This window comes from Leucobacter chromiireducens subsp. solipictus, assembly GCF_016758195.1.
Lineage (GTDB): Bacteria > Actinomycetota > Actinomycetes > Actinomycetales > Microbacteriaceae > Leucobacter > Leucobacter solipictus.
This window is the reverse complement of the sequence record NZ_QYAC01000008.1, coordinates 99,848-122,055: the sequence shown is the minus strand read 5'-3', so window position 1 is coordinate 122,055 and position 22,208 is coordinate 99,848. Positions and strand designations below refer to the sequence as shown.

Below are 22,208 nucleotides of genomic sequence, written 5' to 3'. Positions count from 1 at the left end.
GCGTGACGGTTGCGTATGAGAGCGCCATCGGTTCCCACGTGGGAATGGTGCGCTCGAACAACCAGGATTCCGGGTATGCCGGGGATCATCTGTTCCTCGTTGCCGACGGTATGGGCGGGCACGCGGGCGGCGACGTCGCCTCCGCGATCGCCGCCAAGGAAATGTCGGCCTTCGACGTGGCGCCGCTCGGCAGCCCCGAGGCAACCACGAACACGCTGCGCACCGCCGTCCTCGAGACCAACGCGAAGCTGCGGGCCACCGTGCTCGATCGGCCCGAGCTGGCCGGCATGGGCACCACCTTCACCGGCTTCATCACGGTCGGGAACCAGCTGGCGCTCGCCCACATCGGCGACTCACGGCTGTACCTGCTCCGCGACAACGAGCTGCGGCAGATCACCAAGGATCACACCTTCGTGCAGCGTCTCGTCGACAGCGGCAAAATCACCGAGGAGGAGGCCGCGGTGCACCCGCGGCGCTCCGTGCTGATGCGCGTCCTGGGCGACGTCGATTCGTCGCCGCAGGTCGACACGCAGGTGCTCGACACGCGCCCCGGCGATGTCTGGCTGCTCTGTTCCGACGGCCTCTGCGGCTACGTGGACGATCCGGACATCGAGAAGATCCTGCGGCGCCGCACCTCGCTGCAGGGTGCCGTCGACGGGCTGATCGACAAGAGCCTGTCCCACGGGGCCCCGGATAACGTCACCGTGGTGCTCATCGAAACCGTCGAGGCGCCGGATCGCGACCCCAACGAGACCCTCGAGCTTCCGGCACCGAATCCGCGATTTGCCGGATCCGCCGCCTCCGCACCGGCGCCGCGCGACGGCGCCGTGTCGACCGCACGCAACCGGATCCTCAGCCGCCGCCCGGTGCGCCGCCCGCCGCTCATCGCGGAGAGCCACTTCGAACCCCGCGTCGACGAGTACCTCGCCGAGCTCATGGCCGAGACCCGGCGCCGCAACCGCCGGCGCCGCCTCCTGTGGGCCTTCGGCGGCCTCGCCGTGCTCGTGGCGATCGGCGGCGCGCTCCTGTTCGGCTACCAGTGGACGCAAACGCGCTACTTCGTCGGCACCGACGGCGAGACCGTGATCATCTACCGCGGCGTGCAGCAGAACATCGGTTCGTTCCAGCTGCACTCCGTCGCCGAGGACACCGACATTCCGGTGTCCGAGCTCGACGGGCTCGAGCAGCGGCAGGTGGAGCGCACGCTCGCGGCCGGATCCATCGAGGAGGCGCGCGAGATCGTGCTCCGATTGGGGGTGCACGGTGAGTAACGCCCAGACCGGGAACGACGAGCCCCGGACCTTCGAGAAGACCCGGACGAGCGAGACGGTGCTGCAGCGGATCACCGCGCTGCGCGCCCCGCGCCTGCTCATGGGCCTCGAGCTGTCGCTGCTGCTGTTCGCGATCGCCGTGGGCGTCGCGGCCGTCATCATCATCGATATGACGGTGAACGGGGCGGTGACCGCGACGCTGCTGCCCTCCGGGGCGCTCTTCATCATCGCGCTGCTCGCCCTGCACTTCACGATCCGCAAGGTCACGCCCGACGCGGATCCCCTGATCATGCCCATCGCCGCGTTCCTCAACGTGGTGGGCGTGGCAATGATCTACCGGATCGACCTCGCGAACGACCTCACCGGGTGGGGCGCCGACTCGGTGCGGCAGCTCGTGTGGTCCACCGTCGCGGTGGTCGCCGCGATCGTGGTGCTCGCGCTGATCCGCAACCACATCGTGCTGTTCCGCTACACCTACCTCACGGGCCTCGCCGCCGTGATCTTGCTGCTCATGCCCATGCTGCCGGGCATCGGCAAGACCATCAACGGCGCACGGGTGTGGATCCACATCGGCTCGTTCTCCTTCCAGCCGGGTGAGATCGCGAAGATCCTGCTCGCGATCTTCTTCGCGGGCTATCTGGTGCGCAACCGGGACTCGCTCGCGATGGTCGGGAAAAAGGTGCTCGGCATCCGCTTCCCGCGCGGCCGCGACCTCGGTCCCCTGCTCGTGTTCTGGCTGGCGGCCATGAGCGTCCTGGTGTTCCAGCGCGACCTCGGAACGTCGCTGCTGTACTTCGGCTTGTTCCTGTCGATGCTGTATCTCGCGACGGGCAGGATCGGCTGGATCATCCTGGGCGTCGGATTGTTCCTCGTGGGCGGCCTGGTCGCGAGCCAGACCCTCGAGTATGTGAACCAGCGCTTTGAGAACTGGTTGAACCCCTTCGCGGATCCCTACGGGGTGAGCCACCAGATGGTGCAGGGCCTGTTCGGGATGGCCAACGGCGGCATGACCGGCACGGGACTGGGTCAGGGCTACCCGGCCGACACCCCACTCGCGCAGAGCGACTACATCATCCCGAGCCTCGGTGAAGAACTCGGGCTGATCGGGCTGTTCGTGATCCTCGCGGCGTATCTGCTGCTCGTGGGCCGCGGCCTGCGCATCGGCTTTGCCGGGCAGGACGACTTCGGCAAGCTGCTCGCCGCGGGTCTCGCCTTCGCGATCGCGCTGCAGGTGTTCATCGTGGTCGGCGGCGTGACCCGCCTGATCCCGCTGACCGGGCTCACGGCGCCGTTCCTCGCGGCGGGCGGGTCCTCGCTCGTGTCGAACTGGATCATCATCGCCCTGCTCATATTGCTCTCCAACTCTGTCCGCAATCGACCGAAGTTGGTGATCCGCGCATGAACAAGCAGCTGAAGTTCATTACCCGCACCGTGTTCGCGATGTTCATCGCGCTCTTTTTCGCGGTCACCATGATCCAGTTCGTCACCGCGGACGAGCTCCGCGCCAACGAGCTCAACGGCCGCACGGTCAAGAACGGCTACAAGGTCGAGCGCGGCTCGATCCTCGTGGGCGGCGATCCGGTGGCGTTCTCCACGCCCACCGACGACTCCTTCCGCTACGTGCGGCAGTACTCCGCGGGACCGCTCTATGCCCCGATCACCGGCTATTTCTCGCATTCGCAGGGCATCTCGGGCCTCGAATCGGCGATGAACCAGGAGCTCTCCGGCATCGGCAACGCACAGTTCTTCACCCGCATCATGAACACGTTGAACGGCGTCGCCCCGCAGGGCAGCTCGGTGGAGACGACGATCGACGCACGCGTGCAGGAGGCGGCCGCTGCCGCGATGACGGAACAGGGCTTCGAGGGTGCCGTGGTCGCCATCGAGCCGAAGACCGGCAAGATTCTGGCGCTGGTGTCCACCCCGAGCTTCGATCCGAACCTGCTGTCCTCGAACAGCAACGCGGACATCATCACGAACTACAAGCAGCTGGAGGAGGATCCCACGCGACCCCTCCAGAACCGCGCGATTGCGGGCGATCTGTACCACCCCGGCTCGGTCTACAAGCTGCTCGTCGCGGCCGCCGCAATCGAGAGCGGCGACGCGAGCCCCAGTTCCTCGTTCCCGAACCCCGCGCAGCTCACCCTGCCGCAGTCGACGAGCGTGATGCAGAACGCCTCACGCACCGCCTGCGGGCCTGACGAGAAAGCGACCCTCGAGCAGGCGATCGTGCTCTCCTGCAACATCCCGATTGCGGAGTTGGCGATGAAGCTGGACCCCGACGCGGTGTCCGAGATGGCGCGGGCCTTCGGATTCGAGCAGGATCTCACGATCCCGCTCACCGTCACCCAGAGCGTCGCGCCCACCCCGGAGAGCGACGCGGAAGCCGCGCTGTCCTCGATCGGGCAGCTCGACGTGCGCGCCACCCCGCTGCAGATGGCAATGGTCTCCGCGGGCATCGCGAATGGCGGTACGGTGATGAAGCCGACCCTGGTTGAGCAGGTCATCACCCCGGATCTTCGGGTGGAGACGCAGTTCAGTCCGACCGAGTTCAGCAAGCCGATCTCCTCGAAAACCGCGGATGCGGTGACCGGGATGATGGAGAAGGGCGTCTCCTCCGCGGACGGGCTCGCGATGAAGTCAGCGATCCCGGGCGTCCGCGTCGCGGGAAAGACGGGGACCGCGGAGAACGGCACCAACGCCGAAGGGAATGACCTGCCCTTTACGCTGTGGTACACAGGGTTTGCTCCAGTGGACGACCCAGAGGTTGCCGTCGCCGTTGTGGTCGAAGACGGTGGCGGAGAAGCATACGGTTATGTGGGGTCGTCGTACGACATTCCCACGGCCATTGGAAAACGAGTAATGGAAGCGGTGTTGAGCGAATGAGACCAGCAGCAGGGATCACATTCGGCGGACGCTACGAGCTCAGCTCGAGGATCGCCGTCGGGGGCATGGGCGAGGTATGGAACGCTACCGACAGCATTATCGGTCGCACCGTCGCCATCAAGATCCTCAAAGATGAGTACATGGGAGACCCGGGCTTCCTCGAGCGGTTCCGCGCCGAGGCTCGGCACGCCGCACTCGTGAACCATGAGGGCATCGCGAACGTCTTCGACTACGGCGAGGAGCAGGGCTCCGCGTACATCGTGATGGAGCTCGTGCCCGGCGAGCCGCTCTCGTCGATCATCGAGCGTGAGGGCCGCCTCCCACCGAACCGCGTGCTGGGGATCGTGGCCCAGACCGCGACCTCGCTGCAGGCCGCGCACGATGCCGGCCTGGTCCACCGCGACATCAAGCCGGGCAACCTGCTGATCACGCCCGAGGGCCGCGTCAAGATCACCGACTTCGGCATCGCGCGCATCGCCGACCAGGTGCCGCTCACCGCGACCGGCCAGGTCATGGGCACGGTGCAGTACCTCGCGCCGGAGCAGGCGAGCGGCCACACGGCCACCTCGACGACCGACATCTACTCGCTCGGCGTGGTCGCCTACGAATGCCTCGCCGGCCGCCGGCCGTTCACCGGGGAATCGCAGGTCGCGATCGCCATGGCGCAGATCAACGACACCCCACCGGATCTGCCGAGCGACATCCCGGAGCCCGTGCGCAACCTCGTCTACGCGTGCCTTGCGAAGGACGCCTCCGGGCGCCCGCAGACGGCTGCGAAGCTCGCCCAGGCGGCGACCGCGCTGCACCGCGGCGATGTGCAGCTCGCCGCGAGCTACGTGCCGCAGGTGCTCGGCGAGACGGCCCCCGCGACCACGGTGCTGCCCGAGCAGACGGCGGGCATGGACGCGGCGACCACGGCGCTGCCGCGCACCACCGCGCTGCCCGGCCAGGCCGCCGACACGGTCGCGCTCGGCGAGGAGGGCCTCGAGGGCGATCCCGAGGACACCCCGAAAAAGAAGAAGAGCCCGTGGACGTGGCCGCTGATCACGCTCCTCGCGCTGCTCTTGATCATCGGCGGCGGCACCGCCTACGCGCTGCTGAGCGGCAACTCGGGCGATCCGAAGCCGACCACCACGTCGAAGACCCCGCCCAAGACGACCAAGCCGCCCACGACCACCACACCGCCGCCCGTCACGACGGGCGTGGTGGATGACGGCCAGCTCATCGGCATGAACATCGATGAGGCCGTCGGGTACCTGCAGGGTCTCGGGTTCTCAAACGTGAAGCCGCAGCCGGGCAATCAGGCGCCGGACGACCAGCTGAACATCGTCACCTCGGTGAACCCCACGGGCGATCGGGTGCCCTTCGATCAGCTCATCACCCTGACGTACAACGTGCCCTACGGCGAGGTCGCGCAGCCCGCGGCGCCGACGGCGAGCCCGGCGAGTGTGAACTCGGGCGCGGTGTCGAACGTCAGCTGGGGCGTCGCGAGCTGCCCCACCGGCCTCACCCTCCAGGCGTACAACGTCACGATCGGCGGCGACGGGACCGGTCCGGGCTCCGTGCAGTCGCCGAACGTGGCGGTCACCGCGAACGAGCTCGCCGCCGGTGCGAGCGACGGGTCGATCAGCGTGAGCTACTCCGTCACCTGCGGGAACGGCTCCTCGGTGACGCGCACCTCGCCGGCGTCGGAGGCTGCGACCATCACGGTCAAGGCACCCGCCGAGCAGAAGCCCGACCCCGAGAAGCCCGAGCAGGGGTCCGGCGACTAATCCTCGCCGCCCGCCTCCCGCACCTGCCCGCCCGATCCCGATAAACTTGGAGACAGTCCCATGAGCACGGAAGAGGTGACTATGCCCGAGACGGCAGATAACGGCGAGCAGCGCATTCTCGCCGGGCGCTACGCCATCGGGGAGTTCGTGGGGCAGGGCGGCATGGCGACCGTCTACCGCGGCACTGACACGAAGCTCGGACGCCAGGTCGCCATCAAGGTGATGAAGGCCGACCTCGCGGGGGACGACCAGTTTCGGTCTCGCTTCCGCCAGGAGGCGCAGTCGGCCTCGCGCATGGCGCACCCGACGGTGGTGCGCGTGTTCGACGCTGGCGACGACCTGATCCAGACCGCGGACGGCCCGAAACGTCTGCCGTTCATCGTGATGGAGTACGTCGAGGGGCGCAACCTGCGCGAGATCATGGCGGAGCGCAAGCTCTCCTCGTCCGAGGCTGCCCGGATCGTCGACTCGGTGCTCACCGCGCTCGAATACTCGCACCGCGCCGGGATCGTGCATCGCGATATCAAGCCCGCAAACATCATGGTGACCCAGAACGGTCAGGTCAAGGTGATGGACTTCGGCATCGCACGCGCCGTCTCCGAGACCTCATCGACGCTGCAGCAGACCACCGCCATCCTGGGCACCGCCGCCTACTTCTCGCCCGAGCAGGCCAAGGGCGAGGCGATCGACGCGCGCACCGACCTGTACTCCACCGCGGTGCTCCTGTTCGAGCTCCTCACCGGCGTGGTCCCGTTCCGCGGCGACAGCGCGGTAGCCGTGGCGTACCAGCACGTCAGCGAGCGCCCGAAGCCGCCGAGCGAGCAGAACCCCGAGGTCACCCCGGAACTCGATCGCGTGGTGCTGTATGGTCTCGCGAAGGATCGCGCAAAACGCTTCCAGTCCGCGTCGGAGTTCCGTGAGGCCCTGCGTCTCGCGGCGAACGGCACGATGCCGAAACTCGACCTCCAGCAGCAGGACACCGTCCTGTTCTCCGGCGGCGAGGAAGTCTCGGAGTCCGACCTCGCTCTGCGCCAGCTCGCCGAGGGGGGCGGCGGATCACGTACGCAGAGCCGGCCTCCGGTGATGTGGACCTGGGCCGCGATCCTCACGATCGGCGCCGTCATCATCGCCGTCGTGTTCTGGCTCGTCACGCTCGCGCCGAAGCAGTTCCTCCCGGATTCGTCCCGCGAGATCCCGGCGCTCGTGGATCTGGAGCGCGCTGAGGCGATCGAGTTGCTGCGTTCCAAGGATCTCGTCGCCTTGCCCGTCGAGCAGACGAGTGACACGACCGCGGCCGGCCACGTGATCTCCAGCGACCCGGAGTCCGGAATCGTGTTGAGCCCGGGCGATGCCGTCACGATCTATATCTCGACCGGCCCCGAGTCCGCGGAGATCCCGGACTTCTCTCGGATGTCGCTCGAGGAATACACGAAGGCGATCGAGGATCTCGGGCTCACCATCGGCGTCGTCACCACCGAGGACAACCCGCTTGAGGCCGAGGGCCGCGTGCTCGCGGTCACCCCCGAGGTCGGCTCGAAACTGGAGTCCGGCAAGAGCGTGGACCTCACCGTGTCGAGCGGCCTCGTCCTGGTTCCCGACATCACCGGGCAGCCGATGGACGTGGCCAGCTCGCTGCTGGATGGCCTCGGGCTGAGCATCACGCAGACGCCCATCAACAACTGCCCCGCACAGGCCGGGTATCCGATCCTCGAGCAGTCGGTGGTCGGGCAGCAGGCCCAGGGCTCGGGGCTCGAAATGAAGTACTGCACGGGCTAACGCCCCGCGCCGGCTCGACCGCCTGCTGCGGATGCGCGAGGGGCCAGGCACCGGTCGGTGTCTGGCCCCTCGCGCATCTGACGCTCAGTGCGTCACCGCGTCACCGCGTCACCGCGTCACCGCATCAGCGGCGTGAGTGAGCGCGCGATCTCGGCCGCGTTCGGCAGCCCGACGGCCCCGAGCCAGTTGCCCAGTTGCTGATAGCCGCCCTCCGTGAGCACCGATTCCGGGTGGTACTGCACCCCGTAGATCGGGAGCTCGCGGTGCCGCAGCGCCATCACGATGCCGCCCGCGGTCTCCGCGGTGATCACCAGTGTCTCGGGCACCGTCTCGCGCACCACGGCGAGCGAGTGATACCGGGTCGCGTTGAACTCTTCCGGGACGTCCCGGAAGAACGCGTCGTGCGTGTGCCGCACCCGCGACACCTTGCCGTGCATGAGCTCCTCGGCGTGGGTGACCGTCGCACCCAGCGCCTCGGCGATGGCCTGGTGTCCGAGGCACACACCCAGCACGGGGATCCCGGTGCGCAGGGCGATCCCCACCATCGCGATCGAGACGCCGGCGTCGCTGGGGGTGCCAGGGCCGGGTGAGATCAGCACGCCGTCGAACTCTGCGAGCAGCTGCTCGAGATCGCCGGCGGTGAGTTCGTCATTGCGGATCACCCGCGTCGACGCACCCAACTGCTGCAGGTACCCGTTGAGGGTGTAGACGAAGCTGTCGTAGTTGTCGATGACAAGAATGCGGGTCATGTTCCCACCGTAACTTCCTGCGCGGGGAGCTGCAGGGCAACCCAGGGATAGACATAGGTGATGAGCGCGTACACGACGGCCGCGAGTGCCGCCAAGAGCACGATGACCCGGAGCCACGCGGGGCCGGGGAAGAACCGCCACAGAATCGAGAACATTAGCTCGCAGCTCCCTTCAGCGCCGGATTCAGTTCGAGCAGCTCCGCGGGGGGCCCGTCCGCACGGGCTTGGAAGCCCTCGAACACGGAGTAGGCGATGGCGCGCTCGTCGCTGCCCGCCCACTTCGGGTGGCAGGTCGTGAGGGTGAGGATCTGGTCCACTCCGGGCTGCCCCTCAAGCCGAGGGAACGGGTTGAGCACATCGGTCTCGTCGGGCAGCACGTACTCGATCGAGCGGAAGCGGTAGGAGTACCAGCCGTCGGCGGTTTCCACGAACATGGGGTCGCCGACGCGGAGGTTCATCACTTCGCGGAACGAGTTGATGAGCGGCCCGGAGCGGTGCCCCGCGAGCGCCACGTTCCCCGGCTCGCCAGGAAGCTGGGTCATCTCGTAGTGACCGACGCCCATCTCATCCAGGTTGAGCACCGTCCACCAGTCCGTGGTTTCACCGATCCGGTTCGCGTAGGTGGTGCCGAAGGCCGGGGCGTGAAGCACGGCGAAGGCCTCGGAGGGTGCCGGCTTCGGCGGGACCGGGATTCCGTCGGTCTGCAGCGGTCGTGCTTCGGCGTCCCACTTCGCGGAGTCGCTGGCGGAGAGCTCCGATTGCTTCGCGGTGACCGTCACTCCGGTGTGCCACGGCTGCCAGACGATGAAGCCGAGCACCCCCAGGCCGGCGACGAGCAACAGCTCACCGATCACGGTCAGCGGGCTCAGGCGCGCTCTGCGACGGCGACTCCGGCCGCCTCGAGTCTGGGACATGCTGACATTCTAGATCGCGAGCCTGAGTCTCGCCGCGGATCCCGCTAGAATCGAGCCATGGCAGCAGCAGGGAAAAACGTGAGCAAGCGTCAGTCGGGCGAACTCGAGCGCGATCGGGCAGAACGTGCTGCCGCGCGCAAGGACGCCCCGAACCCCGTCTGGTTCAAGCCAGTCATGTTCGGCTTCATTCTCCTCGGCCTGATCTGGATCGTGCTGTACTACATCACGAGCGGCAGCCTGCAGCTCCCCGTTCCTCCGCTGGGGCAGGCAAACATCTTCGTCGGCTTTGGCCTCGTGCTCGTCGGCTTCCTCATGACCCCCTGGTGGAAGTAGCCCAAGCCACGCGTTTTTCCCTCGGAATCACACCGGTGTAATTCCTCCCCAGGCTGGGGACAAGGCTGTGGATAACTTCCCCCCACCCCGGGAATACCGGCCCCCTGGCCCGGTTCGTACGCCAAAGCCCCCTCCGTACGGAGGGGGCTTTGGCGTACGTGGGCCCCGGCGCGGCCGCCATGGGCTAGGCTGACTGCCAACGACACGGGGTGCCGCATCCAGCGGCTGAGATCAGACCCGTCGAACCTGCTCTCGTTAGCACGAGCGAAGGGATGTCTCAATGAACGCACCATTTTTCGAGCCCGCGCCGGATCTCGCGGAGGTGACGGCCGATCTCCTCGCGCGGCTTCGCGAGCGAACGCCCCTCGTCCACTGCATCACCAACGGTGTGGTGCAGGGCTTCACCGCGAATGCGCTGCTCGCGCTCGGCGCGGCCCCCGCGATGGTCGACATCACGGGCGAAGCCGGGGTCTTTGCCCGCGTCGCCGATGCGCTCCTGATCAACCTCGGGACCCCCGCCCCCGAACACCGGGACGCGATGCGCGAGGCCGCGGCCGGCGCGCGAGCCGCCGGGACGCCGTGGGTGCTCGATCCGGTGGCGATCGGGACGCTGCCGATCCGCACGGCGCTCGCCCACGAGCTGCTCGCACAGCGCCCGACCGCAGTCCGCGGCAACGCCTCCGAGGTGCGGGCGCTCGCCGGGCACGGGTCCGGCGGCCGCGGCACCGACTCGGCGGACGCTCCCGCCGCGGCGCTCCCCAGTGCCGCGGCGCTCGCCCGACAGCACGGGGCGGTGATCGCGATCTCGGGCCCCGCGGACCTGGTGCACACGACGGACGCCACGGTCCGCGTCCTGGGCGGGGATCCCCTCCTGACCCGGGTCACGGGAGGTGGCTGTGCGCTCGGTGCCGTCGTTGCCGCGCTGCTCGCGGTGCGCGGCGAGCACGCTCCGGCCACGGCCGTGGCCGCCGCGCACGCGCTGTATGGCCTGGCCGCGACCGCCGCCGCCCGGACCGCCGCCGGTCCCGGGAGCTTCGCCGCGGCACTCCTCGACGCGCTGGCCCGCCTCACGCCGGAGAACGCCCGGCGCGACGCGCGCTTCGGGCGCGCCGATTCTTCGGCGCTGGCCACGGGAGTCCCAGCATGAGGCCCGCGCTGACCCTCGTCACCGACGCCGCGCTCTGCGGATCCCGCGGCCTCGCGGCCACCGTGCGCCACGCGGTGCAGGGCGGGGTCACCACGGTGCAACTGCGGGACAAGCACGGGACGGCGTCCGCACAGCTCGCCGAGCTCGACCGACTGGCCACGGTCATCGACGGACGGGCGGACCTGCTCGTCAACGACCGGCTCGATGTCGCGCTCGCGGCGCGCGAGCGCGGCCTCCCGGTTGCGGGCGTGCACCTGGGGCAGGGCGACGCCGGCGTGCGGCAGGCGCGAGCGGAGCTGGGGCCCGACGCGATCGTCGGGCTCACCGCGAACACCGCGGCACATCTCGCCGCCGTCGCGGCGCTCCCCGCGCACACGGTCGACTACCTGGGCGTCGGCGTGATCCGCCCCACCGTGACCAAGCCCGACCATCCGACCCCGCTCGGAGTGCCCGGGTTCCGCGACTTCGCCGCGGCCACGGCGCTGCCGTGCGTGGCCATCGGCGGGATCCGGCGCTCCGACGTCGGCCCACTCCGCGCGGCCGGTGCCGCCGGCATCGCCGTGGTGTCGGCGCTGTGCGCCGCCGCAGATCCGGAGACTGCGGCGAGGCAGCTCCGCGCCGCATGGCAGGGGGTGTCGCGATGAGCGCCGGGATCCTCACCCCCAACGTCCTGTCCATCGCCGGCACGGACCCGACCGGCGGGGCCGGCATTCAGGCCGACCTGAAGTCCATCGCCGCCGGAGGCGGCTATGGCATGGCCGTGGTGACCGCGCTCGTCGCGCAGAATACCCGCGGGGTGCGCGCGGTCCACATCCCCGAGGCCGGGTTTCTCCGGGCACAGCTGGATGCGGTCTCGGACGACGTGCGTATCGATGCGGTGAAGATCGGGATGCTCGCGAACGTCGAGGTCATCACCACCGTCACCGAGTGGCTCCAGGCGGTGCGCGGGGACGCTGGGTCCGACCGGGAGGGCCCGACGCTCGCGGCGTTCCCCGTGATCCTCGATCCGGTGATGATCGCCGCCAGCGGTGATCCGTTGCTCGCCCCGGAGGCGGTCGCGGCGCTGCGCGCGCTGCTCCCGCTCGCCGACCTCGTCACCCCCAATCTGCACGAACTGGCAGCCCTCACCGCCGAGGCCGTGGCAGGCAGCTGGTCGGAGGCGCTCGCGCAGGGGGCCCGCCTCGCCGCGGCATCCCGCGTGCGGGTGCTCGTGAAGGGCGGGCATCTCGCCGGGGCGGCGGCCCCGGACGCCCTCGTCGCCCCGGACGGCACGGTGACCGAGTTCCCGGGTGCCCGAATCGCAACCCCGCATACGCACGGCACGGGGTGCTCGCTTTCCGCCGGGATCGCCGCACGGCTCGCTCGCGCGCCGGGTGACTGGGCGGGGGCCGTCGCGCGATCCCGCGCCTGGCTCCGGGAGAGCCTCGCTGCGGCCGATCAGCTGCGCGTCGGCGGCGGTTCCGGCCCCCTCCACCACTTCTTCGGGCTGTGGGAGCGTGGCGGCCTCGACACGGCACCGAGTCCGGCGACGATCCGGGCCGAGTGGTGGGACGGCATCGCGGCGATCCGCGCGGACACCGAGGCGCTGGGCTTCATCCGCACCCTCGCGGACGGCACGCTCGATCGCGCGCACTTCCTCGAGTACGTCGTGCAGGATTCGATCTACCTGCGCGCGTACGCCCGAGTGCTCGCGCGCCTGTCCGAGATCGCGCCGAGCCCCGAGGAGCAGGGCTTCTGGGCGCGATCCGCGCACGCCGCGATCATGGGTGAGCTCGAACTGCACCGCGCACGCCTCGGCGACGCGGACGACCGGGCGGGCGCGGCCCCGCTGCCGTCGGCGACGACCAACGGCTACGTGAATCACCTGCTCGCGGCCAGCACGCGCGGCTACGCCGAGGCCGTGGCGGCGGTGCTGCCGTGCTTCTGGATGTACGCGGATCTGGGGGCGCGCCTAGTGAACGGCGACATCGATGCGCGGGCGCGATCGGCGCAGCACCCCTACGCGGAGTGGATCGCCACCTATGACAACGCCGAGTTCGCCGCCGACACGGAGACCGCGATCGGCTACGTCACCGCGGCCGCTGCGGCCGCGACGCCGGAGATCCGCGAGCGAATGTGGCGCGCGTTTGCCGCCGCGGCCGGCTGGGAACGCGAGTTCTTCGGGCAGACCCCCGCGCGATAACGCGGCGGTCTGCCCGGGAACCCGGGAACCGCGCTAGAAGATCGCCGGCATCACCACGAGGTAGCCGCAGGCCAGCCCCGCGAGCACCACCCCGATCGCGACCAGCGCGGCGATTCGGGCGGTGCGGCGGCGCGGTCCGCGCGTGGCCAGCAGCACGCCCATGGTGGCGGCACCCACGATCATGCCGCCGAGGTGCGCCTGCCACGAGATGTTCGTGCCCGGCAGGAAGCCGATCCCGACGTTGATCGCGAGGAGCACGGCCAGCGAGGTCACATTGACCCGGGCGGCGCGGAAGGCGACCAGGGTCGCCGCGAGCACGCCAAAAATGGCTCCGGACGCCCCCACGGTGGGCACGTTGATCGTCTCCGGCGACACATAGGCCCAGTACATGACGCCCAGCGAGCCGCCCACGCCCGCGAACAGGTAGAGGACCAGGTACGTCACCCGGCCGATCATCTGCTCCAGGTTGCGGCCGAACAGCCACAGCGCGTACATATTGAACAGGATGTGGAAGATGAAGCCAGTGGAGTGCGTGAACATCGCGGTGAACATGCGCCACGGCTCAAAGCCCATGTCGGCGGGGAGGACGTCAGCCGGCAGGGAGTACAGCGGGGCGTACCACAGCGCGCGGGTGACCTCGTCGGCACCGAAGTACGAGGTGATGAGTTGCAGCACAAACACCACCGCGCAGGCGATCATGATGCCGTAGGTCACCGGGGTGTCCGAGGCCGCGATCCGGCGCCCGGTGACCCGCGAGGCACGTGCCGCCCGCTTCGCGGTGCTCGGCTGCGTCTGCTTCGTGCACTCCGGGCACAGCACGCCCACGGCCGACACCACCTGGCACTCGGGACAGATGGTGCGGCCGCAGCGCTGACACAGCGTGAAGCTGTGCACGCGCGGGTGGCGATAGCAGACGTCGTCGGGCCCGTATTCGACGCGCTCGCCGAATGCGGGCCCCGATCCGCTCGCCACCATGTTCGTTACGCCTCGACGATGTCGACGCCGGTCATCACGACGTCCTCGACGGGGCGATCCATGGCGCCGGTCTGCACCGCGGAAATGGCATCCACGACGGCCTTCGAAGCGTCGTCGGCGACCTCGCCGAAGATGGTGTGCTTGCCGTTGAGCCAGTCCGGCGCGATCGTGGTGATGAAGAACTGCGAGCCGTTGGTGCCCGCGAGGCGCCCGGTCATGTCGGGGCGCTTGCCCGCGTTTGCCATTGCCAGCTGGTACGGGTGGGTGAAGCCGAGCTCCGGGTGGATCTCGTCGTCGAAGTTGTAGCCGGGGCCGCCGGTGCCGGTGCCCGTGGGGTCGCCGCCCTGGATCATGAAGTTCGGGATGATGCGGTGGAAGATGACGCCGTCGTAGAAGCCCTTCTGGGCCAGATCGACGAAGTTCTTCACCGTCTTGGGGGCGTGGTCCCCGAACAGGTTGATGACGATATCGCCGTGGTTGGTGTGAATGGTTGCTACCGAGGTGTGAGTGGTCATGGCTCCTAGTCTAGGCGGGGCTCTCAGAGACCCCTGAGCACTCGCCGTGGGAAAGCTCAGGGTCACGAGCTGAGCTTTTTCCCCTCCCCAGCGTGGCGATTCTCCAAAAACCCAGGCCTCTCGGTGTAGCGTGGGTGGGAGCAGAGCACTCACGCTCACCGCCTCGCCCAGCTAGGAGGACCGTAATGAATCTCTCACGCAAGCGCCGCCGTGAACTGCGCAGCCTGCGAGGCAACGCGCAGGATCTGCTCGATCAGCAGCGCGTCGTACTCAGCCAGGCCGGCGATGTTCTCAGTCAGGCAGGCCACCAGGCCAAACTCCTGAGCGATGAGCATCTCGCTCCCCGGGTCGAGGAGACGCTCGAAGCGGTGCGTCCCACGGTCGATCGCGGTGTGGCCACCGCCCGCCGTGCCGCCGATAGCGTGCGCCGGGTGACCACGCCGTTCGTGGCCAGCGCGCTGGCGCGCACGATCCGCACGCTCGACGAGCTCGACAACGACGACGCCGCGGCGAAGGTGCGGGGCTTCGGTGAGCGCGCGGGCTACCTTGCGCCGGTCAAGACGAAGAAGAAGGGCCGCGTGGGCGGCATCATCGCGATCGGCCTGGGCGTCGCCGCGGCCGCCGGCGTGGGCTACGCGCTGTGGCAGGCCTTCCGCACGGACGACGAGCTCTGGGTCGCCCCCGAGCACTAGACCACACGACCCGGTTACCGGGTTCGACCACTCCGCCGCCGGCACCCCGCAGTGTCGGCGGCGGTGTGGTTCGTGCGGCGGAGTGTCGCGACCGGCTGTTGCGGGGCCGCGTGACGGAACTCGGCGACCGGTGTTACGCGGCGGGATCCTGGGTCGGCTGCGTCCGCTGCGCGCCGGGCTTGCCGTTCTTCGCGGCGGGCTTCGTGTTCTTCGTCCCGGCTTTGCCCCCGCGTTGCGACGACTTGCCAGCCTTCCCGGCGTTCTTGCCCTGCCCTTTCCCGCCGCGGGCGGGCGCGCGACGAGAAATGCCCGCCATGCGCAACCCCGTCTGCACGAGAGAGAGGGTGCGCAGGGAGCCGAGCTCCTTCATCGACACCCACCGGGCCTCGTCAGAGGAGCCGTCCACCTCGTTCTGCAACGGGCCGTCTTTGACCGAGGCGCGGTAGACGATCCGAATGGTGTGCAGTTCGGGATCGCTGCCCTCCGGCACCTCTTCGCGGACCATGACCCGCGAGTCCACGCCGAGGAGCTTCCCCACGCGGGCTTCCAGCCCGGTCTCCTCCATCACCTCGCGCACCACTGCCGCCCGCGGGTCTTCCCCGCTTTCCAGGCCGCCGCCGGGAAGCGTCCACCCGTGGAGGTGACCGCGACGCCAGTGCGTGAGCAGGATCTTGCCGCGGCGCTCTACCACCGCGTAGGCGGCCACTCGAAGATCCATGCCCCCGAGCCTACTCGGTTGTGCCGGAGAGGCTCGCCGCCGCCCCGCGCGGGCGCGTGCTTGCCTCCTGGGCGCGCCAGCCGATGAGCCACCGGTCGAGCCGTGCGTAGGCATCGGCCCGCGGCCCCGGTGCCGAGAGGAAGAGGTCGTGCAGGCCGCCGTCCACGCGGTCCACCGTCACCGAGGACCCCAGTTTGAGCGCGGCTTTCGCCACTTCCTCGACGTCGAGCACCGTGTCTGCCCGCGTCAGCTCATCGCTCCATCGCAGGGGCAGCGCCGAGCGCGCGGAGAGCAGCACCCCGATCGGGATCTCAATCCCCAAGCCGTGGCTCACCTGTTCGTGCCCCCGGAGGATCGCGCGCAACCAGCCCGTCGACACCGCGTGACTGCGCTCCGGCCGCCATCGCGGATCGAGCGTTGCGAGTTCTGCCTGCGGGCCGACCTCGCGCTGCGCGCGGGAGTAGAAGCCGTAATCGAGCTGCGGCGCGACCTCCTTCGGCTTGAAGCGTGCCCCCAGGGTCACGAGCGGCGCGATCAACTGGCGGCCCGCCGTGGCGAACTGAAACTCAAGCCACGGGCTGTTGAGCACGAGCGCGTCGGCGCGACCCGGGTGCCGGCCCGCCCACAGGCTCAGGACCAGGCCGCCAGTGGAGTGCCCACAGAGCACGAGCTTTCGCGTGGGATCCGAGCCGCCGACCTCGGCGATCAGCTCGAGCGCCCGCCCGATTTCGGCGTCGTATTCCTCGAGCTCGTCAATGTACCCCGCGGTCTGCCCGTCGCGCAGGCTCCGGCCGTACTTGCGCAGATCGAGCGCGAAGAACCGCGCGCCCCGCGCGGTCCAGAACTCCGCGAGCTCGCGCTGGAAGAAGTAGTCGGACCAGCCGTGGACGTAGAGAACATCCACCCCGTCGAGCAGGCGTCGCTGTCCGCGCAGCCGCGACCAGAACCCCGGGGCCGCCGGATCGGAACGCACGAGGGTCGCGCTCAGCGGGCCTTCTTCGTCGGCCCCGAGGTCGATGTCGGTGCATACGTACCCCGGCCCGAGGATGTCATCCCGCCACGCCGTCATGCGGCCAGTCTACGTCGATACGAGCGAGCGATCAGCTGCCGGGCCGCAGCACCAGCTCGCCCAGGCTCACCTCCGCGGAGATCCGCGCGGTCGCGTCCGGCGCGACCCGGAGGTCATTCTGCATGTCGCCGAGGCTCGAGTGGGTCTGCACGGCATACACCTCGTCGGGGAGTTCCAGTGTCGCGCTGCCCACCCCGACCGTCACGTCGACCGTGCGCGGAGCGGGGCCCCGGAGTCGTGCATCCAGCTCTCCCATGGATACGTCGAACGCGGCGGTCTGCACCCCGGTGAATTCCCCGGTGAACTCCCCCACGCCCACGGTGACGTCCAGGTCTCGCGCCATGCCGGTCAGCCGCGCCTCGCCCGCCCCGATCTCCACGGACACGCTCCCGAACCGCCCATCGCTCGTGAACTGTCCCACCCCGACCGTGGCGTCGAGGTCCAGCTCCCGGGTGGCGAACTCCTGCGGCAACGTCAGCGTGCCCACGGTGGATGTGCTGCGATCCGGCGGGCAGAACCCGAACCAGCAGCTCCCTCCCAGCCCGCGCGGGCTCGTCACCACGAGGCTGTCCTCGTCACGGTTCAGGCGCCACTGGTCGCCGCGGGGCCCCGTAACCTCGAGCGTGGCCTCGGTCACCGGCCCGTAGGCGAGGGTGAATTCCGCGGTGCCGATGTTGAGGTCGAGGTCGGTGACGCCCCGCGTGGAGACGGCCTGCGTCCCGCCCGCGGTGCCCTGCACGGCGGAGCCGATCGCGGCGGAGGCGGCGGAGGCGCCGATCCCGAGGATCATCAGGCCGCCGACGGCGGCGGTGGTCCACATGATTGCGCTTCCCACTGCGCTTCGTCCGGCGGGTGTGGTGGGGGTGGGCTGTGGCTGCTGAGTCATGAGGTCGCTCCGGTCTGAGGGTGTGGGAAGCTCTGCGGGGGCACCGCGCCGGTGCTCTCGAGGTGGGCGATCGCGGCGAGCACGCGGCGATTGCCCGATTCGTCGGGGCTGAGCCCCAGCTTCTGGAAGATTGCGGTGATGTGTTTCTCGACGCTGGCCTCCGAGAGGAACAGGAGCCCCGCGATCGCGTGGTTCGAGCGCCCCTCGGCTACGGCCGCCAGCACCGTGCGCTCGCGCTCGGTGAGCGCGGCCATACGGTCGTCACGGCCGCGGCGATTCAGCAGCTGCGCGACCACCTCGGGGTCGAGCACCGTGGCCCCGGACGCGATCCGCTCGATCGCGTCGATGAAGTCGGCCACGTCGGCGACCCGATCTTTGAGGAGATACCCGAACGCCCCGCCCTGCGCGGCGATGAGTTCGCTGGCGTAGCGTTCCTCCACGTACTGCGAGAGCACGAGCACGGGCAGCTGCGGATGCGCCGCGCGGAGCTCACGCGCCAGGCGGATGCCCTCGTCCGTGAACGTGGGCGGCAGTCGCACGTCGAGGATGCACAGTTCCGGGGCCTCCCGCAGCACGGCCGCGGCCACGCCGTCCGTGTCCGGAAGCGCCGCCACGACCTCGTGGCCCGAGTGTTCGAGCAGCCGCACGAGCCCCTCGCGGAGCAGCACGGAGTCTTCGCAGATCAGGATGCGCACGGGACGCTCACCTCCAGGGACGTGGGCCCGCCCTGCGGGCTATCGATGCGGACGGTGCCGCCGGCCGCCTGGATCCGGTTCGTGATGCCGTCGAGGCCGCCGCCGGGGAGCACGCGCGCCCCGCCGATGCCGTTGTCTTCGACCCGCGCCCACAGGGTGTTCCCGTCGCGCAGCCGCACCACCACGCGGCACTCGCTCGCCCGGGAGTGCTTCGCGGCGTTCGTGAGGGACTCGGCGATGGCGAAGTACACGGCGGTCTCGGCCTCGCGGCTGCAGCGGCCCTGGAGCCGCACATCGAGCACGACGGGGATGTGCGAACGCCCGGCCAGCGCGGAGAGCGCCGCATCCAGGCCCCGGTCGTCGAGCACGGAGGCGTGGATCCCCCGCGCGAGCTGGCGCAGCTCCGTGATGGCGGACTTCGTTGAGGTGTGCGCCTCCGCGATGAGGGCCTTCGCGCCCTCGGGGTCCGCGTCGATCTGCTGCTGTGCAAGGCCGAGCGTCATCCCGACCGACACGAGGCGCGGCTGTACGCCGTCGTGCAGGTCGCGCTCGATCCGGGTGCGCTCCACCTCGGCGGCGCGCACGGCACCGGCGCGCTGCTGCGCCGAGGCCTGCGCCTGCCGGGTCAGCTGCTGCGCCTTCGCACCGGCGGTCGCGAGCGGGATCGTGATGAGGCGATGCAGGAGCGCGATCCCGACCGTCACCGCGAGGCTGATCAGGGCGCTCAGGAAGCCCCAGAGCGGCGTGTCCAGGGAGGCAAAGAGCCCCACGATCGAGGTGTATTCCGGCAGGGCACTGAGGTCGCCACCGAACAGCAGCGCGAGTCCCGACGCCGCCGACCAGAGGAAACTCTGCACGAACGTCAGCATGATGACGCCGAGCACGGCCGTGATCAGGAAACTCGAGACCGCCCGCCACATGCTGCCGTCCACGAACTGCCACCACATCGTGCGGAGGAAGCCCGGGAACCCGGGCTCCTGCTGGCGCACGGGCCGCAGGGCGGGCAACTCCAGGCGATAGAGGCCGCCGATCCGCTCGGTCTCGAACCACGCGATCCCGAACAGCGCATAGACGAGCGCGATCAGCGGGAAGACGCCGATCCCGAGGAGAATGATCGTGCCCAACCCGAGGGCGAACAGCGCACAGAGGATCGCCACCACAACCCAGCCCAAGACGCCGATCGCGGCGAGGTGCAGGATGGTCAGGGAGATGCGAAGCGGGGGCCGTGTGGGGGCCGCCGGTGCGCTCGGAGAACTGCTCATACTCCTACGGTAGAGCGCGGGGGACGCACGCGGCAGCCGGAAGGCCGGAGACTCGCGTTCCGGGTTTCCCTACTGCGGAACCGGAGCACTCCCGAGCGCCTCCGCACCCTGGGCCGCGGGGGCCGCTGTGCCGAACCGCGGGGCCCGGGGCGGGCGACGCGCATCGGACTCCCCCGCAAGGGTGCCGTCCGGGGCGATGTGGCTGAACATGTGCCCCACCACCGCGAGAATGTGCGGGTCCTCGATCCGGTACAGCTGGCGGCGGCCGTCTCGCCGCGCCGCGACCATGCCCGCCGCGCGCAGCTTCGCGAGGTGCTGACTCGTCGCGGGCACGGTCGCCCCGGTGCGTTCCGCGAGCGTCGAGACGTCGTACTCCCCTTCCGAGAGCAGCCACACGATGTGGAGACGATGGGGCGTCGAGAGCATGTCGAAGGTGCCCGCGGCCGCAGCCAACTGGGCATCCGTCACCGTCGGGTCAGGGGGAACGTCCATACCTCTATGATCCTCCGTTCTGTGACTTGCGCAAGTCAGTGTGTATTCGAACTATGCTGGCGGGGGTGCCGCGCGGCCACGCCCCGGCACCCGCAGCGCATCCGAGTGGAAACGAGGAACCCGAGTGACGGCCACCCAGCCCGGGCCCTTCAGCGGGGTCGACGTGGCGCTGCGCGCACGCGAGCGCCGGATCGCCGACCTCGTGGTCCTCGGGGCCGTCGCCGTGCTGTTCTGGATCCTCGTCGAGCTCGGTCAGGGATGGCTCGCCCCGTATGACCCGGAGCTCGCCCCGGAGAGCGTCGCCACGGATCCCGCGCAGCTGCCCGCCTACGCGGCCCGATCCCTCCTCCGCATGTTCCTCGCGTTCGGGGCCGCCACCGTGTTTTCCCTGGTCGTGGCGACCGCGGCCGCGCGGCACCCCCGCGCGGGCCGCGTGATCCTCCCCGTCCTCGACGTGCTCCAGTCCGTGCCGGTGCTCGGGTTCCTCTCGGTCACCATCGGGCTCTGGCTCGCTCTGTTCCCGGGGACCATCCTGGGGCTGGAGCTCGCGGCAATCTTCGCGATCTTCACGAGCCAGGTGTGGAACATGACCTTCGCGTACTACCAATCCCTGATCACCCAGCCGCGGGACCTCGATGAGGCGGCGCGGAGCCTCGGCCTGAGCGCCTGGCAGCGGTTCTGGAACCTGGACGCCCCGCACGGCGCGTTCCCGCTCGTGTGGAACGGGATGATGAGCTTCGGGGGCGGGTGGTTCTTCCTGATCGCGTCCGAGGTCATCACCGTCAATCACCGCACCCTGGCTCTGCCCGGAATCGGTTCCTTCGCCGCCGCGGCCGCCGAGCGCGCCGAACCCGGCAATCTGCTGCTCGCCGCGATCGTCATGGTGCTCCTCGTCTTCGGCGTGAACTTCGTGTTCTGGCGCCCCCTCACGGCGTGGGCCGAGCGGTTCCGCACCGGAGACACCAATACGGCGGAACCGCAGCGCAGCGTTGTCCTGGATGTGCTCCGCAGATCCGCGGTGCCGCAGCTGATCCGCCGCGCCGCAGCCCCCGGCGTCGAGCTGCTCGACCGCCTCACCCGCTCACGGGGGCGCGCCACGCGGCTTCGACGGCGCCGCCCGCGCCACCGCACCACGCGCCGCGCGCTCGGGATCCTGGGTGTCGCGATGCTCGGCGGGGGTCTCGTCGCGATGCTCGGCTACATTGCGGAGCACTCCGGGCTCGCCCAGTTCGCGGTCGCGGCGGGGCTCGGAACGCTCACCTTTGCGCGCGTGCTCATCCTCCTCGTGCTGGGCACCCTCGTCTGGGTGCCTATCGGGATCTGGATCGGCCTCAATCCGCGGGTCACCCGGATCGCGCAGCCCCTCGTGCAACTGCTCGCGAGTTTTCCGGCGAACTTCCTGTTTCCCTTCGCCGCCATCGCGCTCCTCTCCACGGGGATCAGTCTCGACCTCGGCGGCATCCTCCTGATGTCGCTCGGCGCGCAGTGGTACATCCTGTTCAACGTGATCGCGGGCGCCGCCGCGATCCCCATCGATCTGCGCGACGCGGCGCGATCCATGCGGCTCTCGCGCTGGATGACCTGGCGCCAGTTGCTCCTCCCCGCCGTGTTCGGCTCCTGGGTCACCGGGGCGCTCACCGCGGCCGGTGGCGCGTGGAACGCCTCCATCGTCGCCGAGATCGTGAGCTACGGGGGCGACACGCTCACCGCGCACGGCCTCGGGGCCTACATCGCGGAGGCGACCGCGCACGGAAACCTCGGCAACGTCCTCGTCGGCGTGCTCGTGATGAGCGTGTATGTCGTGGGGCTGAATCGGTTCCTGTGGCGGCCCCTCTACACCCTCGCCGAGTCACGCTACGCCCTCAACTAACCCCA

22 protein-coding genes and 1 riboswitch are annotated in these 22,208 nt (G+C 69.6%); of the genes, 11 read left to right on the top strand and 11 right to left on the bottom strand.

Annotation, left to right across the window (positions count from 1 at the left end):
* Positions 1-2 precede the first annotated feature (2 nt).
* Genes D3230_RS14515 through pknB form a run of 5 tightly spaced genes read left to right on the top strand, consistent with a single transcriptional unit; the run spans position 3 to position 7,705 of the window.
* Complete coding sequence (locus D3230_RS14515) at positions 3-1,271, top strand: Stp1/IreP family PP2C-type Ser/Thr phosphatase (protein WP_202345765.1); 1,269 nt, start codon at positions 3-5, stop codon at positions 1,269-1,271.
* Positions 1,264-2,673 (top strand): FtsW/RodA/SpoVE family cell cycle protein, encoded by a 1,410-nt coding sequence (locus tag D3230_RS14510; protein ID WP_202345764.1) that lies wholly within the window; start codon positions 1,264-1,266, stop codon positions 2,671-2,673. Before D3230_RS14515 ends, D3230_RS14510 begins: the two co-directional genes overlap by 8 nt.
* Positions 2,670-4,157, top strand: coding sequence for a peptidoglycan D,D-transpeptidase FtsI family protein (locus D3230_RS14505; RefSeq protein WP_202345763.1), 1,488 nt, complete (start codon positions 2,670-2,672; stop codon positions 4,155-4,157). Before D3230_RS14510 ends, D3230_RS14505 begins: the two co-directional genes overlap by 4 nt.
* Positions 4,154-5,929, top strand: coding sequence for a serine/threonine-protein kinase (locus D3230_RS14500; protein WP_202345762.1), 1,776 nt, complete (start codon positions 4,154-4,156; stop codon positions 5,927-5,929). Before D3230_RS14505 ends, D3230_RS14500 begins: the two co-directional genes overlap by 4 nt.
* A gap of 60 nt (positions 5,930-5,989) precedes the next feature.
* Positions 5,990-7,705 carry a Stk1 family PASTA domain-containing Ser/Thr kinase gene (gene pknB, locus D3230_RS14495; RefSeq protein WP_202345761.1) on the top strand — a complete coding sequence of 572 codons (1,716 nt, stop codon included), beginning with the start codon at positions 5,990-5,992 and terminating at the stop codon, positions 7,703-7,705.
* 116 nt (positions 7,706-7,821) lie between these two features.
* Here the strand turns inward: pknB and D3230_RS14490 are convergent, their stop codons facing one another.
* Genes D3230_RS14490 through D3230_RS14480 form a run of 3 tightly spaced genes read right to left on the bottom strand, consistent with a single transcriptional unit; the run spans position 7,822 to position 9,367 of the window.
* The gene (locus D3230_RS14490) at positions 7,822-8,454 is read right to left on the bottom strand and encodes an anthranilate synthase component II (RefSeq protein ID WP_202345760.1); all 633 of its coding nucleotides are present in this window, start codon (positions 8,452-8,454) and stop codon (positions 7,822-7,824) included.
* Complete coding sequence (locus D3230_RS14485; RefSeq protein WP_202345759.1) at positions 8,451-8,609, bottom strand: hypothetical protein; 159 nt, start codon at positions 8,607-8,609, stop codon at positions 8,451-8,453. The genes D3230_RS14490 and D3230_RS14485 overlap by 4 nt, the downstream gene beginning before the upstream one ends.
* Complete coding sequence (locus tag D3230_RS14480) at positions 8,609-9,367, bottom strand: class E sortase (protein WP_202345758.1); 759 nt, start codon at positions 9,365-9,367, stop codon at positions 8,609-8,611. Before D3230_RS14480 ends, D3230_RS14485 begins: the two co-directional genes overlap by 1 nt.
* A 57-nt stretch (positions 9,368-9,424) precedes the next feature.
* Between D3230_RS14480 and D3230_RS14475 the strand changes: the two genes are divergently transcribed.
* The 4 genes from D3230_RS14475 to D3230_RS14460 all read left to right on the top strand — a co-directional run bounded on the left by D3230_RS14475 (position 9,425) and on the right by D3230_RS14460 (position 13,029).
* Positions 9,425-9,700: a cell division protein CrgA gene (locus D3230_RS14475; protein ID WP_202345757.1), complete on the top strand. Its 276-nt coding sequence runs from the start codon at positions 9,425-9,427 to the stop codon at positions 9,698-9,700.
* A 195-nt stretch (positions 9,701-9,895) separates the two neighbouring features.
* Positions 9,896-9,990: riboswitch (TPP riboswitch) on the top strand.
* On the top strand, positions 9,981-10,847 hold the full coding sequence (gene thiM, locus D3230_RS14470; RefSeq protein WP_202345756.1) for a hydroxyethylthiazole kinase: 867 nt from the start codon (positions 9,981-9,983) through the stop codon (positions 10,845-10,847). Its footprint overlaps the riboswitch before it by 10 nt.
* The gene (gene thiE, locus D3230_RS14465) at positions 10,844-11,491 is read left to right on the top strand and encodes a thiamine phosphate synthase (RefSeq protein WP_202345755.1); all 648 of its coding nucleotides are present in this window, start codon (positions 10,844-10,846) and stop codon (positions 11,489-11,491) included. The genes thiM and thiE overlap by 4 nt, the downstream gene beginning before the upstream one ends.
* Positions 11,470-13,029 carry a bifunctional hydroxymethylpyrimidine kinase/phosphomethylpyrimidine kinase gene (locus D3230_RS14460; protein ID WP_237467620.1) on the top strand — a complete coding sequence of 520 codons (1,560 nt, stop codon included), beginning with the start codon at positions 11,470-11,472 and terminating at the stop codon, positions 13,027-13,029. The genes thiE and D3230_RS14460 overlap by 22 nt, the downstream gene beginning before the upstream one ends.
* A gap of 33 nt (positions 13,030-13,062) precedes the next feature.
* On the opposite strand, the gene D3230_RS14455 is transcribed toward D3230_RS14460, so the two are convergent.
* Complete coding sequence (locus tag D3230_RS14455; RefSeq protein ID WP_237467619.1) at positions 13,063-14,004, bottom strand: rhomboid family intramembrane serine protease; 942 nt, start codon at positions 14,002-14,004, stop codon at positions 13,063-13,065.
* Positions 14,005-14,009: 5 nt separating this feature from the next.
* A complete protein-coding gene (locus D3230_RS14450; protein ID WP_202345754.1) occupies positions 14,010-14,519 on the bottom strand; it encodes a peptidylprolyl isomerase in 510 nt (169 codons plus the stop codon).
* Positions 14,520-14,704: 185 nt separating this feature from the next.
* Between D3230_RS14450 and D3230_RS14445 the strand changes: the two genes are divergently transcribed.
* Entirely contained in the window at positions 14,705-15,211 is a 507-nt protein-coding gene (locus D3230_RS14445; RefSeq protein ID WP_202345753.1) for a DUF5324 family protein, read from the top strand.
* Between the two features lie 133 nt (positions 15,212-15,344).
* Here D3230_RS14445 and D3230_RS14440 read toward each other — a convergent pair whose 3' ends face one another.
* The 6 genes from D3230_RS14440 to D3230_RS14415 form a co-directional block, all read right to left on the bottom strand.
* Positions 15,345-15,929: an NUDIX domain-containing protein gene (locus tag D3230_RS14440; protein ID WP_202345752.1), complete on the bottom strand. Its 585-nt coding sequence runs from the start codon at positions 15,927-15,929 to the stop codon at positions 15,345-15,347.
* Between the two features lie 10 nt (positions 15,930-15,939).
* Positions 15,940-16,998, bottom strand: coding sequence for an alpha/beta hydrolase (locus D3230_RS14435; RefSeq protein WP_202345751.1), 1,059 nt, complete (start codon positions 16,996-16,998; stop codon positions 15,940-15,942).
* A 31-nt stretch (positions 16,999-17,029) separates the two neighbouring features.
* The gene (locus D3230_RS14430; RefSeq protein ID WP_237467618.1) at positions 17,030-17,818 is read right to left on the bottom strand and encodes a hypothetical protein; all 789 of its coding nucleotides are present in this window, start codon (positions 17,816-17,818) and stop codon (positions 17,030-17,032) included.
* Between the two features lie 62 nt (positions 17,819-17,880).
* On the bottom strand, positions 17,881-18,579 hold the full coding sequence (locus tag D3230_RS14425) for a response regulator (protein ID WP_202345749.1): 699 nt from the start codon (positions 18,577-18,579) through the stop codon (positions 17,881-17,883).
* Complete coding sequence (locus tag D3230_RS14420; RefSeq protein WP_202345748.1) at positions 18,567-19,841, bottom strand: sensor histidine kinase; 1,275 nt, start codon at positions 19,839-19,841, stop codon at positions 18,567-18,569. Before D3230_RS14420 ends, D3230_RS14425 begins: the two co-directional genes overlap by 13 nt.
* 69 nt (positions 19,842-19,910) lie before the next feature.
* On the bottom strand, positions 19,911-20,333 hold the full coding sequence (locus D3230_RS14415; protein ID WP_202345747.1) for an ArsR/SmtB family transcription factor: 423 nt from the start codon (positions 20,331-20,333) through the stop codon (positions 19,911-19,913).
* A gap of 124 nt (positions 20,334-20,457) precedes the next feature.
* Here D3230_RS14415 and D3230_RS14410 point away from each other — a divergent pair, with 124 nt between their 5' ends.
* On the top strand, positions 20,458-22,203 hold the full coding sequence (locus tag D3230_RS14410; RefSeq protein WP_202345746.1) for an ABC transporter permease subunit: 1,746 nt from the start codon (positions 20,458-20,460) through the stop codon (positions 22,201-22,203).
* Positions 22,204-22,208: the final 5 nt, after the last annotated feature.